At 60.9% G+C, this 13,352-nt stretch carries 10 protein-coding genes; 8 read left to right on the forward strand and 2 right to left on the reverse strand.

The window, feature by feature from the left end:
- The 8 genes from NTW95_07235 to NTW95_07270 form a co-directional block, all read left to right on the forward strand.
- Positions 1-498 (forward strand): knotted carbamoyltransferase YgeW (locus NTW95_07235; protein ID MCX6557205.1); only part of this gene is annotated, 498 nt, incomplete at its 5' end.
- Positions 499-677: 179 nt separating this feature from the next.
- Positions 678-1,784, forward strand: coding sequence for a hypothetical protein (locus NTW95_07240; protein ID MCX6557206.1), 1,107 nt, complete (start codon positions 678-680; stop codon positions 1,782-1,784).
- A gap of 34 nt (positions 1,785-1,818) precedes the next feature.
- Positions 1,819-2,769 carry a carbamate kinase gene (arcC, locus tag NTW95_07245; protein ID MCX6557207.1) on the forward strand — a complete coding sequence of 317 codons (951 nt, stop codon included), beginning with the start codon at positions 1,819-1,821 and terminating at the stop codon, positions 2,767-2,769.
- Between the two features lie 54 nt (positions 2,770-2,823).
- Complete coding sequence (gene thrC / locus NTW95_07250; protein ID MCX6557208.1) at positions 2,824-4,071, forward strand: threonine synthase; 1,248 nt, start codon at positions 2,824-2,826, stop codon at positions 4,069-4,071.
- 188 nt (positions 4,072-4,259) lie between these two features.
- A complete protein-coding gene (locus NTW95_07255) occupies positions 4,260-6,764 on the forward strand; it encodes an FAD-dependent oxidoreductase (GenBank protein ID MCX6557209.1) in 2,505 nt (834 codons plus the stop codon).
- 27 nt (positions 6,765-6,791) lie between these two features.
- On the forward strand, positions 6,792-8,138 hold the full coding sequence (gene ssnA, locus NTW95_07260; protein MCX6557210.1) for a putative aminohydrolase SsnA: 1,347 nt from the start codon (positions 6,792-6,794) through the stop codon (positions 8,136-8,138).
- A gap of 13 nt (positions 8,139-8,151) precedes the next feature.
- Complete coding sequence (locus NTW95_07265; protein ID MCX6557211.1) at positions 8,152-9,345, forward strand: diaminopropionate ammonia-lyase; 1,194 nt, start codon at positions 8,152-8,154, stop codon at positions 9,343-9,345.
- 619 nt (positions 9,346-9,964) lie between these two features.
- Positions 9,965-10,840 carry a PHP domain-containing protein gene (locus NTW95_07270; GenBank protein ID MCX6557212.1) on the forward strand — a complete coding sequence of 292 codons (876 nt, stop codon included), beginning with the start codon at positions 9,965-9,967 and terminating at the stop codon, positions 10,838-10,840.
- Here the strand turns inward: NTW95_07270 and NTW95_07275 are convergent.
- Both NTW95_07275 and NTW95_07280 read right to left on the reverse strand, forming a co-directional pair.
- Positions 10,731-11,843, reverse strand: coding sequence for a hypothetical protein (locus tag NTW95_07275; GenBank protein MCX6557213.1), 1,113 nt, complete (start codon positions 11,841-11,843; stop codon positions 10,731-10,733). The two genes, NTW95_07270 and NTW95_07275, sit on opposite strands and share 110 nt — an antisense overlap.
- A gap of 1 nt (position 11,844) precedes the next feature.
- Positions 11,845-13,352: GH3 auxin-responsive promoter family protein (locus NTW95_07280; GenBank protein ID MCX6557214.1), on the reverse strand; the 1,508-nt coding region annotated here is incomplete at its 5' end.

A 13,352-nucleotide genomic window follows, 5' to 3' on the forward strand; every position in this document is an offset into this window, starting at 1 on the left:
CTGGTGCCGGAAATAGTCGAAACGAGCAAAAAGTTCGCCAAGGAATCGGGAGGTTCGTTCACGATCAGCCATGATATGAAGGAGGCCTTCAAGAACGCCGATGCCGTCTATCCCAAGAGCTGGGCTCCTTACTGGGTCATGCAGAAAAGGACGGATCTGATGTACAACAATGACCAGAAAGGATTGCAGGAACTGGAAAAAGAATGTCTGGCTCAAAACGCCAGGCATAAGGATTGGCTTTGCGACGAAGAATTGATGAAAACGACCCGCAACGGCAACGCCCTTTATCTTCACTGTCTCCCTGCCGACGTGCAGGGTTTGAATTGTCTGGAGGGTGAAGTGACCATGAAGGTCTTTGAAAAATACCGCATCGAGACATATAAGGAAGCGCGCTACAAGGCTTTCATCATTGCCGCCATGATCATGACCTGCTGTTTCCGGGATCCCGTCTCGCTCATTGACAAGTTGTTCAGGGAAAACTTCAGCCGCGCCGGCTAAACCTTGCGCTTCATTCGCGCAAAGTCGGAATTGCATTAAACCAGACCCTGTTTTTCTTGCCAATTGTATTGACATTTTTTCAGATTCTTCGCAAAATACCAGGATGGGGATAGCCGTAACACATGGATAGCATCACTGGATGCGGGGCTAAAGCAAACCATTATCAAGGAGAAAGCGCTATGGCCGGCAAAAAGAAAACGGTAAAAGCTGAGGCAATCGATTTGCAGGGTCGCGATGTCATCACCACGCAGGAATTTTCAGTGGCTGAACTCGAGGCCATTCTGACTCTCGCCTTTGAAATGAAAAAAAACCGCTACTGCGAGCGGCATGCCAAACTGATGCTGCGGCAGACTTTCACGATGTTGTTCTACAATCCGTCGCTGCGCACCCGCCAAAGCTTCGAGGCGGCGGCCACCGAGCTGGGCGGCCACGCCCAGTTTCTGGAACCCAAGGCCATGCGCCTCAAGAGCGTCAGCGGCAAGAGGGATGCGGCGGGCGAAAGCATCCATGACGCGGCCAAGGTCATCGCCCGCTACAGCACCGGAATGGGGATTCGCATACTCGAAGACTCCGTGGACAAATACGGCGACGGCAACTGGGTGTTGCGGCAATACGCCAAGTTCGCCGACATCCCGGTTCTCAACATGGCCGACGATATTTACCATCCCTGCCAGGGGCTGGCCGACAACATGGGCATGCGGCTGAATGTGGCGAAGGGTGAAAGTACCAGGGGCAAGACGCTGCTGCAGACATGGGCGTCGGGAAAACTCGCCCGTTCCTACTGTTCAGTGCATGAGTCGCTGCTCATCAACTCGCGGCTCGGGATGAACGTCCGCCTGGCGTTTCCTAAAGGGTACGAACTGCCGGATACCCAGGTCCTCGGCGCGGTCAAGGAAAACTGCAGGCAGGCGGGGACGACGTTTGAGATCGTCAACGACCCGGTCGCCGGCTACGAAGGCGCTGACTACGTCTATTCCCGCAATTGGTTCGGGCCCGACTTCTATCAGATCGGCAAGGATGCCGAAATCGCGCGCGCCAGCGACCCGAAGTACAAGGACTGGATCTGCGACGAGCGCCGGATGAGGATCGCACGACCCCATGCCAAGTTCATTCACCCGATGCCGGTCGATGAGGAGCACGAAGTCACGCCGGAAGTGAATCGCGGACCGCGCTCCATCATCATGGATATAGCCGAATGCCGCTTGCACGTGCAAAAGGCGCTGATGGCCATGACCATCGGCGGGGTGAAAATGCAGGGCGGCAAGATCATCTGGCCGAAAAAATAAAACGACGAACACCGTCAAGGATAGCAAGAATCCCATGAAGAAAATTGTAATCGCGATCGGCGGCAATTCATTGATTCCTTCCGGTCAGAGAGGCTTCATCGAAGAGCAGAAAGAGGCTTCTTACGAAACGTGCGAACATATCGCCGATATGATCGGCGCCGGCCATCAATTGGTCATCGCGCACGGCAACGGCCCGCAGGTCGGCAACATCCTCCTGCGCAACGATGCGGGCGAGCAGATCCACGGCATTCCGCAAATGCCAATGGACATCTGCGGCGCCGATTCACAGGGCGGGATCGGCTATATGCTGTCGCAGGCGCTGATCAATGTCCTCCGCGCCAAGAAAATAAAAAAGGGCGTCGTCACGGTGATCACGCAGTGCGTCGTCGACCGCAACGACGAGGCATTCAAGAATCCGCGCAAGCCGGTCGGTCCATTCTACAAGGCCGATCAGGTCGAGCAGAAAAAGAAAACCAATCCCAGCTGGACCCTCATCGAGGACGCCGGCCGCGGGTACCGCCGCGTGGTCGCTTCGCCTATTCCGGTGCGCATCGTCGAACAGCCGGCGATCGAGACCCTGGTCCATAGCGGGCAGATCGTCATTGCCGTCGGCGGCGGCGGCATCCCCGTGATCGAAAAGGAGAACGGGGACCTCGAGGGAGTTGCCGCGGTCATCGACAAGGACAATGCGTCGTGCGTGCTGGCCCACAATATCAAGGCCGATATCTTCATGATTTCGACCGATGTGCCCCAGGTTTTTATCAACTACAAGAAGCCGGACCAGCGGGGGCTCAGCCAGATGACCGTCAGCGAAGCGAAAAAATATCTGGCCGACGGGCAATTTGCCAAGGGCTCGATGGAACCGAAGATCAAGGCGAGCATCAGATTCGTCGAGAGCGGCGGCGAGATGGCGATCATCACCAATCCGCAGTCACTGATGAAAGCGCTGAACGGTCAGGCGGGGACGCGAATAACCAAAGGTTAGACGGTTCGCGGCAACACTCGGCCCGGACTCAGCCAGGATAGAGTGGAGGATAGAATGGCGCTCAGGCATGTTTTGGGATTGAAATGCACCGTCTGCGGCAGGGAGCATACCCTCAGGGAAACCCGCTATACCTGCAATGCCTGCCAGAGCAATACCGAAGTCATCTATGATTATGAACTCATTAAAAAGAAAATCAGCCGCAAGAAACTCGCGCGCCATCGCGATTACTCGGTCTGGCGGTACGCTCCGTTCTATCCGCTGGCGTCACTCAAACTGATTCCGCCGCAGCAGATCGGATGGACTCCCCTGTATCACGCTGCCCGGCTGGGCGGGCCGATCGGTTTACCCAATCTTTACGTTAAGGACGACGGCCGGAATCCGAGCGCGTCGTTCAAAGACCGGGCTTCGAGCGTGGCATTGGTACGCGCCCTCGAGGATAAGGCGAAATTAATCTGCGGCGCATCGACGGGCAATGCCGCTTCTTCTCTTTCCTGCCTCGCTGGCGGGATAGGTTTTCGCACCATCATTTTCGTTCCGCAGTCCGCCCCTCCCGCCAAGATCGCCCAGATCATGGCCTTCGGGGCCGAGATCATTATGGTCAAGGGAAACTACGACCAGGCATTCGATCTTTGCCTGCAGGCGACAGCCGAGTTCGGCTGGTACAATCGCAATACCGGTTTCAATCCGTTCACGCGCGAGGGGAAAAAGTCGTGCTCGTTTGAAATCTGCGAACAGCTTGGTTGGAAGGTTCCCGACTGGGTCTTCGTTCCCGTCGGCGACGGCAACATCATCAGCGGCATCTGGAAAGGTTTCCGCGACCTGAAGGCGGTCGGGCTTATTGACCGTCTGCCGAAACTCGCCGGGGTCCAGTCGGCGCAGAGTTCCGCCATCGCCGACGCGGTTGCCCGCGGCGGGGGATTGATCCCGATCCGCGCCACCACGATTGCCGATTCCATTGCGGTGGATCTCCCCCGTGACGGGGCGATGGCCGTTCGCGCCATCAGCGAATCGGGCGGGTCGGCGGTCAAAGTCGATGACAAGGAAATTCTCGCAGCGATCGGGACCGTGGCCCGCGGCTGTGGCGTCTTTGGCGAGCCGGCCGGGGTCACCGCCTACGCCGGGGTCGAAGCATTGGCCAGGCAAGGCAGGCTCAAGGCCGACGATCTCTGCGTCGCGATCATCACCGGCAACGGGCTGAAGGATGTTGCCTCGGCCGCCAAGGTCGCGGGTTCGCCCAGCATCATCGAACCGACCATGGACGAACTCAAGAAACTCTACACAAAGAGCGGAGAAAGGAAGTAATTCAATTGTAAACTTTCGTTTCCGTCCATGCTCCCGCTCCAGGTTGCGTGGCGCTCCCTGCCAGGAAGAAATAAACCAAGGCGGCTGCCGGGAAATTTTGACTTTTATACTGTAAGCACCTATAATGAGGCCCTTGTTTTCCTGAAACGCATGCAAAAAAACCGATGGGATGGGGACAAAAAACAAAAATGAAAAAAAATTCCGAGGCAAAAGATAATTTGTACCTGACCGACGCCCAGCTGAAGGCCGAGTTCGCCAAGTGCGAGTTCTGCCAGGAGAAGCCGTGCAAGGACAAATGCCCGGCCGACTGCTCGGCCGCAGACTTCATCATGGCGGCGAAGGTCTTCGCTGCCTCGGACATCAGGCGCTCGGCGGCGCAGATCATGAAGAACAATCCCCTGGGCGGTATCTGCGGCCTGGTATGCCCCGACAAGTTCTGCATGGCCGGCTGCGTGCACAAGAAATTCGACGCGGCGGTCAACATCCCGGCCGTGCAGGCGACCATCATCAGGAAAGCGCGCGAGCAGGGCGGCATCCCCGCCTTCGCCAAGGCGAAAGCCAACCACAAGAAGGTCGCCGTCGTCGGCTCGGGCCCGGCCGGCCTGGGCGCGGCCGCCGTCCTTGCCCAGCAGGGCTATAAGGTCGACATCTTCGAAAAGGAAAAAGTCCCCGGCGGCACCTGCAGCTGGATTCCCGACTTCCGCCTGGATAAGGAGATGCTGGCCCAGGACCTGGAGTTCGCCGTTTCACTGGGCAACGTGGCGGTTTTTCTCAAGTCCAATGTACGCGATCCCGAAACGCTGTTAAAAAAAGGCTATGACGCGGTCCTGGTCGCGGCCGGGCTGACCGTACCCATCCGCCTCGGTCTGAAAAACGAAGAGCTGGCCGTCGTTGGCCTGGATTATTTGAAAAATCCCCGGAAATACAAACTGTCGGGCCGGGTGGCGGTCGTCGGCGGCGGCGCCGTTGCGGCCGACTGCGCCATGGTGGCCAAGGCCAACGGAGCGGCCGGGGTGGAGCTGATCGCCCTGGAAGCGATCGGCGAGATGCCGCTCACCGCCAGGGAGATGGGCGAGCTCCTGGAAAACGGCATCGAAATCTCGGGCCGGACCAAGGTCACCGCCATTCACAAACGGAGCGGCCGGATCGGCGAGCTGGAAACGATGAAGGTGGCGCTGCCGCCGAAAACAACGTTCAGCCCGGCGGCGGTCAGGGAAGTACCGGGAACGGAGCAAACGCGGAAGGACCTGGCTGCGGTCATCATCGCCATCGGCGCCCGCGCCGCCAGGCGCACGTCCGCCAACCCGGCGGTCTTCGTTGCCGGCGACTGCGTGAACGGCCCGACCACGGTGGTGGAAGCGGTCGCCGCCGGCAAGAACGCCGCCCTGGAGATCGACGCCTGGCTGCATCATTTGCAGCCGTCCGCGGTTCCCGGCAAGGTCAAGAGCGTCGTTACGCTGCGCGGCTATGTTGCGGCCCCGGTCTCCCTAGAGAGCGACTTTTTCGGCCGGAAGATATCGACCCCCTTCCTGCTCTCGGCCGCCCCGCCCAGCGACGGCTTCGAGCAGATGAAAAAAGCCTACGAGGCGGGCTGGTCGGGCGGCATCATGAAGACCGCCTTTGACAGCGTCCCCATCCATATCCCGGGCGAATACATGCATGCCTTCAACGAGCTGACCTACGGCAACTGCGACAACGTCTCGGGCCATGCGCTCGACCGCGTCTGCCGCGAGGTCGACCGCCTGGTCAAGCTCTATCCCGACCGCCTGACCATGGCCTCGACCGGCGGCCCGGTAACGGGAGACGACGAGAAGGACAGATCGGCCTGGCAGGGCAACACGCGCAAACTCGAGAATACCGGCGTCATGGGCATCGAGTACAGCCTCTCCTGCCCGCAGGGCGGCGACGGCAGTGAGGGCGACATCGTCTCGCAGAACGCCGCCCTGACCGCCAAGATCGTCGAATGGGTCCTGGTCGGCGGAAGTCCCTACGTGCCGAAGCTTTTTAAGCTCACCGCGGCGGTGACCTCCATCGCGGCAATCGTCAACGCCATCAAGAAGGTCTTGGCCCGCCACCCCGAAAAAAAGGCCGGCATCACCCTGGCCAATACATTCCCGACCCTTGCTTTTCGGCCTGGAGCCAAGCCCGAGTGGGAAGAGGGAGTCATCGTCGGCATGAGCGGTGCTGGCGTCACCCCGATCAGCAACCTGACCCTGGCCTCGGTGGCCAACCTGGGCGTGACCGTCTCGGGCAACGGCGGGCCAATGGATTACCGGGCGGCGACCCATTTCCTGGCCCTGGGCGCCCGCACGGTGCAGTTCTGCACCATCGTCATGAAGCACGGCTACGGCATTTTCAACGACCTGGTCAACGGTACGAGTTCGCTGATGAAGGAACGGGGCATCGCGTCGATGGACAAGCTGATCGGCATCGCCCTGCCGTACCCGGTCATTGATTTCATGGGCCTCTCGGCCGAGAAAAAGATCTCCAGCTGCGACGGCGGTCTGTGCCTGAGCTGCGGCAACTGCGGCCGCTGCCCGTACCAGGCGATCACCCTGGACGAGGAAAAGCACCCGCTCACCGATGCGGCCAAGTGCATCGGCTGCAGCATCTGCGTCCAGAAGTGCTTCTCGGGCGCCCTGTCCATGCGCGAGCGCACGGTCGAGGAAAAGGCGGCGCTCAAGGAAGATTGACGAGCAAGGAAGACAACGGAGGCATCCATGCATAATCTGGTATTCAACGGCACGGTGGTCACGCCGGCCAAGGTCATCGCCAACGGCGCGATCCTCTATGGCGACGGCGTCATCGAGGCGGTCGGCAGGGAAAAGGACGTGCGGGCGCGTTTGGCCAGGAGCCACAGCGGAAAGGCCAAGGTGAAAACGATCGACGCCAACAACGGGATCATCATGCCCGGCTTCATCAACGCCCACCACCACCTGTACTCGACCTTCGCCCGCGGCATGGCCATTCCCGGCGTCCCGGCTAAAAACTTTACCCAGATCCTGGAAAAGCTCTGGTGGAAGCTCGACAACGAGCTGACGACCGAGGACGTCTATTTTTCCGCCCTGGTGCCGCTGTTCGAATGCGTGCGCAACGGCGTGACCACCATCGTCGATCACCACGAGTCGCAGGGGCTGCAGATCGGCGTGCTCGACATCCTGCGCCAGGCGGTCGAACGGACGGGGATCCGCGCCGCCCTCTGCCTGGGCACCTCCGACCGCTATCACAAGGGCTGGGAAGGGGTGGTCGAGAACGCCCGTTTCCTCGACCAGCTGCGCCGCAAGCCCAGCCGGCTGGTGAGCGGCATGGTCGGCCTGCACGCCGCCTTCACCGTCAGCGACGAAACGCTGGCCGCCTCGGTCGCCGTGGCCGAGGAATACGGGGCCGGCCTTCACGTTCACTGCGCCGAGGACCTGGCCGATCAGAAGGATTCGCTGAAAAAATACGGCATGCGCGTGGTGCCGCGGCTGAAAAAATTCGCCGCCCTGGGCAAAAAGACCCTGCTCGTTCACGGCGTCCACATCGATGAAAAGGAGATGGAGCTCATCCGCGCCAGCAACAGCCGCGTGGTCCACAACCCCGAGAGCAATATGAACAACGCCGTCGGCTGCGCCGATGTCCTGCGCATGATGAAGAAGGGGATCACGGTCGGGCTCGGCAGCGACGGCATGTCGTCGGATATGCTCGCCCAGATGCGCTGCGCCTACCTGCTGCAGCGCCACGACCAGCGCGACCCGCGCCTCGCCTTCGCCGAAGCGCCGGCCATGCTGCTGGGCAACAACGCCGTTATCGCAGGCCAGCTGTTCGGCAAAAAATTGGGCAAGCTGGCGGTCGGTGCCCCGGCCGACATGGCCATTTTGGACTATGTGCCGCCGACGCCGCTCGCCGCTGACAATTTCCTCGGCCACCTGCTCTTCGGCATGGTCGACGCCGCCGTCGACACGGTCATCTGTGACGGCACGATCCTGCTGCGCAACAAAAAATTCGTCACCATCGACGAGGAGCGGATCTGCGCCCGCTCGCGCGAGCTGGCAGCGAAGTTCTGGAAGAGGATAGCCTCGGCCTGAGCCGAGTACTCCCATGTGCGAATACGCCTTCAACGAACACGTCAAGGAGTGGCCGGTCTGGCCCGGGGCGGACTATGATTTTTTTAAAAATTCCGGCATGCTGGACTTCCACCGCTCCCTGCCGGGCTATGCCCCCACGCCCTTGCGTGAACTCCCTTCCCTGGCCTTCCGTCTCGGTTTGGGCGCCATTTTCGTCAAGGACGAGTCGCAGCGCTTCGGCACCAAGGCCTTCAAAGCCCTGGGCGCCTCCTACGCCATCTACCGCTTTTTGAAAAAGCAGTGGCAAGCGCGTTTCCAGTCGCCCTTCACCCCGGCCGCTTTTCAGGACCGGGAGATCCTGGCCAAGCTGGGCTCCTTCACCTTCTGCGCCGCCACCGACGGCAACCACGGCCGGGCCGTGGCCTGGACGGCCAAGCAGCTCGGTCAGAAGGCGGTCATCTACATGCCGGCCGACTCGGTGCCGGCGCGGGTGGCGAGCATCCGCAGCGAGGGGGCCGCGGTGGTGCTGGTCGAACGGACGTTCGACGGTTGCGTCGAGCGCTGCGCCGCGGACGCGGCGGAAAACGGCTGGCAGGCCGTTTCCGACACCGCCTATCCCGGCTACCGCGAGATCCCGGGCTGGATACTCCTCGGCTACACCTCCATCTTCGCCGAGTTGGAGGGGATCCTGCACGAGCCCGACCGGGCCGACGTCGACGCCGTCATCCTGCCGGCCGGGGTCGGCGGGTTGGCCGCCGCCGGCGCCTTCTACTACGCGAAAAACTACGGGGCGAACCGGCCGTTCCTCGTCTGCGTCGAACCGCTCTCCTCGGACTGCTTCCTGGAGTCGGTGCGCTTCGGCAAGGGCAACGCCGTGCCCACGCGCGGCAAGCAGACCTCGATCATGGCCGGCCTGAACTGCGGCGTCCCCTCGCCGCTGGCCTGGCCGATCGTGCGCGACGTCTTCCATTTTTTCATCGCCATCGGCGACAAATACGCCGAGAACGCCATGCGCCGCTATTTTCACCCGCTGGGGACCGACCCGCGCATCGTCTCGGGCGAATCGGGCAGCTCCGGCCTGGCCGCCCTGCTGGCCATGACCGACAGCGACAAGCTGGCCGTCATCCGTTCGCGGCTGCCCCTGACTTCGACATCCAGGATCCTGCTGATCAACACCGAGGGGGATACCGACCCGGAGAACTTTCAGAAGATAGTCGCGACGAAATAGATGCAGTGTAGGGGCGGGTTTACTTGTCCCCGTCAGGGGAAAACCCGCCCGTACATAAATTACAAATCGCAAGCACTAAATTCCAAATAAATTCCAATTTCCAATGATTCAAACGAAGAAATAAAAAATTTTCTTCTGTAGGGGTTTGATTAATCAAACCCCTACAAGATCGTTCCTTATTTATCCTCTTTGTTTTGGTCATTGGATTTTGGTGTTAGTTAATTGGGGGAAAAAAAGGGCGGTTCGCCCCTAAGGGGACATACTTTCACTATGGTTTCAACCTAACTTGTTGAAATCATCTAGTGAAAGTATACCATCACTAGATGTTTTCAGCGACTTATGGATATAGCTGAAAACATAGTGATGGTAGACCAATCATATCCGTACCAACACTATAGGTTTTGTGGAGCCCGAAGGGCAACGAAACCTATCTAGTGTTGGTATTGTCTCACTAGATGATTTCAACGGATACGAAACTGGTTGAAATCATAGTGAGAGCAACCAGGATAGGCGGATGATTGGTGCTGCGAACCGCCCCTACACCCGGGCTTGCTTTTTTCTTCACCCTGAACCCTGGACCCTGTACCCTCAACCCTTTCCTATGCTAAACTACTCCCTTATGAAAAACACCATTGACCTGCACCTGCACACCCTTGTTTCCGACGGCACCTGCACCCCGATGGAAATGCTGGCTGCTGCCAAGGAATCGGGCTTAAGCAAAGTTTCTTTCACCGACCACGACGCCTTGGGCGCCTATCGTCATTTCGGCGATATGTTTGCCCATGCCGGGGGGCTCGGCATCGAGCTGGTCCCGGGGATTGAGCTGGACACCGATTACATGGGCAAGGAGATCCATCTTTTGGGGTACGCCTTCAACCTTGACGACGGTCCCCTGAACAGGCACCTGGACGCGACCCGGGAGCTCCGCAAAGAGAGGGTGACCCTGCAGCTGGCGATCATCAACCGCTTCTTCGGCCGCATGGTCGTGGACCCCAAGAACGTTTTTATCGAAAACCGCGACACCCTGATGAAACCCCACCTGGTCCACGCCATGCTGGAGCAGGGACTATTCTCCGACTACCGCGCCGCCGCCTACTGGGTCTCCCAGAACGCCCAGGTCGCGGTGGTCGTTCCCAAGCTGCCGCTGGCCGACGCCTTGGCCATGGTCCGCAATGCCGGCGGCGAAGCCGTCCTGGCCCATCCCGGCTACATCGCCCGCGAGACCGACGTCAGGCTCGAATCGATGCTCGCCGAACTAGTCCCCCTCGGCCTTTCCGGCCTCGAAGTCGACTACCCCTATCTCGGCACGTCGCCCGCCTTTGCCGACGTTGCGTCTGAAAAGGCGATGATCGAGCAGTTGCGCCGGCTGGCCAGGCGCTTCAAGCTCAAGGCGACGTTTCTTTGGCAGCCCTGCCGCTGTCTGCCAGCCGGCCCAGGACCTGGATGCGCGGATGGGTCAGGCCGCAGGCGCAGGGTTCGCAGCCGGCCAGCCTGACGAGGTCGCCAGTGCGGTAGCGGATCAGCGGCAGCGCCTCGCCGAAGGTGGTGACCACCAGCTCGCCCCGGGTATCCGGTGCAGTGGCGTCGAGGAAGATGGCGTCGGGGATGTAGCCCGGCTCGCTCCGCTCCCTGGCCAGTTCCCCGACCGGGATGATCTCAGCCACGCAGGTGTCCAGCCAGAAATGAATGCCCTGATGCACGGGACAATCGATGTTCATGCCGGGGTGCTCGACCGACAAGTAAAGGTCAAAGGCTTCAAGGCCGTAGGCTGCGACGATCCGCTCGCGGTGCGGTGCTAGCGCCTCGCCGAAGAAAATGCCTGTCTTCAGATTCGGCATGATCTCCCGGGGCTTGGCGGAGGGTTTGCCGGCGGCACTGGCGAAATGATCGGCCATGGCCAGCGCGTCGGACGGGCGGCAGAGCAGGATGTCGGGCTGGCGGCGCAGGGCGAATTCGGGCCAGTTGTTCTTCCCCAGCATGTACATGCTCGCCACGATGAACTCCAGCTTCAATTTGGTCGCCAGCATGTCGGCGAGCATCCAGCAGTAGGGGAGGGAGTTGGTTAACCTGGGGGCCAGGGGCGGCACGGCCAGCACCACGGCCTTGCTTTTGACCTTGACCACCCTGGCCAGGCGGTTGAGCAGCCCGAGGGTCAGTTCGAAATCTCTTTTACCGACCGGAATGTATTTGCGGCTCTCCCCCAAACTGGAGGTGGCGGCCCAGCCGTAGACCGGGGCGCAGGCGATGCGGCCCAATGCCCGGCTTTGCCCGCGCAGCAGGTCCGTTTCCGAGAGGAAAGGGAGCCGCTGCAGGTCGCAGCGGTCGCGCAGCCGCGGCCGCCGCCAGAAGCGGCGCCAGGAAGCCCGGTAGAGGGAGGAGCCGGCGGCGCGCTCGATCACCCCGCCCGCGATCAGCCTTTCCTCGCCCAGGCGGACGAGATCGACCAGGGGCAGCGATTCGACTCCGGAGGGACGGAGGGTGACATCCCATTGCCACATGTCAGCTCCGTGCGAAATAGGCCGGCTCGTAAATCACCAGCCTGTCCTTCCCACTCTGGCCGCGCTCGGACTCGATCTGATCGACAAAGCGGATCTCAGGTTCGGCGATCAGGCCGTTTTCCCGGGCTGCGCCCACTCCTTCGATTTCGTCGATGCGCTCCATGATCTCTTGTCGGAGAGCGTTGCCGGCATCCGGCCGGGTTGCTTTGACCTCGAGCACCATCTTGGGCTTCACCCCCTCCCGGGTCAGGCGCAGCCGCCATTGGCCGATGCGGCCGTTGAGCGCTACGGCTTCCAACTTTGATTTCAACAGGTAGATGGAAAAACGGATGAGGCCCAGGTTGATGATGTCGTCGCAGCGGTGCAGGATGGAGATGCGCGGATGGCTGCGGCCGCAGGCGCAGGGTGCGGTGCTCACCACCCGGACCAGGTCCGAGGTGCGGAAACGGAGCAGGGGGAAGGCGTCGCTGAAGGTCGTCAGTACCAGCTCGCCGCTGAGGCCGGGTTGGGCGTCCCAGATGGGAATGGCTTGCGGCGCGGCGGCAGGGTCTTTTTGTTCCCGCTCCAGCTCGGCATCGGGAATGATCTCGGGCAAACAGCTGTCCAGGAATACGTGCATGCCCTGGTGGCTTGAGCATTCAATGATCACCGCGTCAGACGATTCGGTCGAGGCATAGGCGTCGAATGCTTCCAGGTTGAAAGAGCGCTTCAGGGCCCGGGCGTAGGGTGTCGCCGGTTCGCCGGCGAAAAGTCCCTTGCGGAATCTAAAAACATGCCTGGCCCTGACGCGGATGACGCGCGTGGCGATCATGGCCAGGAAATTCCGCAGGTTTTTCTTCTTCCTGAACAGGAGCGCAGCTTCGCCCGCCGCCCGCAGCGAGACCTGCTCGCCGATCAGGGCGGCGATGCTGGGGAAGGCAAACAGAATGTTGCTTTTCGCCCGCCTGGCGAACTGCAGGGCATCCATGGATTCGGGAAGGGCAAACAGGGCGGCATTGGCCGGCCTGCTGCCGCGGATGAAGCCGAAGAAGGCGAAGTAGAGCCAGGGTTCGCTGACGAAGGGGGCGGGCGCGCTGAGGGAGAGGAAGGAGACGCTTTCAGCCGGGCCGATGGGGATGTCGATCATGCGCTGGACCGCGTCGATCATGGAGGATATGTCCCTTTCGCCCATGGGGATCCACTTGGGCTCGCCGGTGGTGCCCGAGGTGCTGACCCAGAGGCGGACGTCGGCCTCCGCGGCCAGTTCGGCCGGCGGGGTTCCCTTAAGCCGCTCGCGGATGAGGGCCGTGGTCGCGAACGGGATGCGGGCAAAATCGATGTAGGAGCGCACCCGGGCGGGATCGATGCCGGCGGCTTGCCAGAGGGAGCGGTAGATGGGCGAACGCCCCGCCCGTTCCAGGACGAGCGAATCCTTCAGTTTCTCCAGGCACTCGGCCGCCAACTCGGAAAGCGGCCGGGAATCAAGGAATTTCATGGCTTCGTTCTTTCCGCTTGTCGACGAGGCGCTGC

It is taken from the genome of Candidatus Aminicenantes bacterium (genome assembly GCA_026393795.1).
Lineage (GTDB): Bacteria > Acidobacteriota > Aminicenantia > UBA2199 > UBA2199 > UBA2199.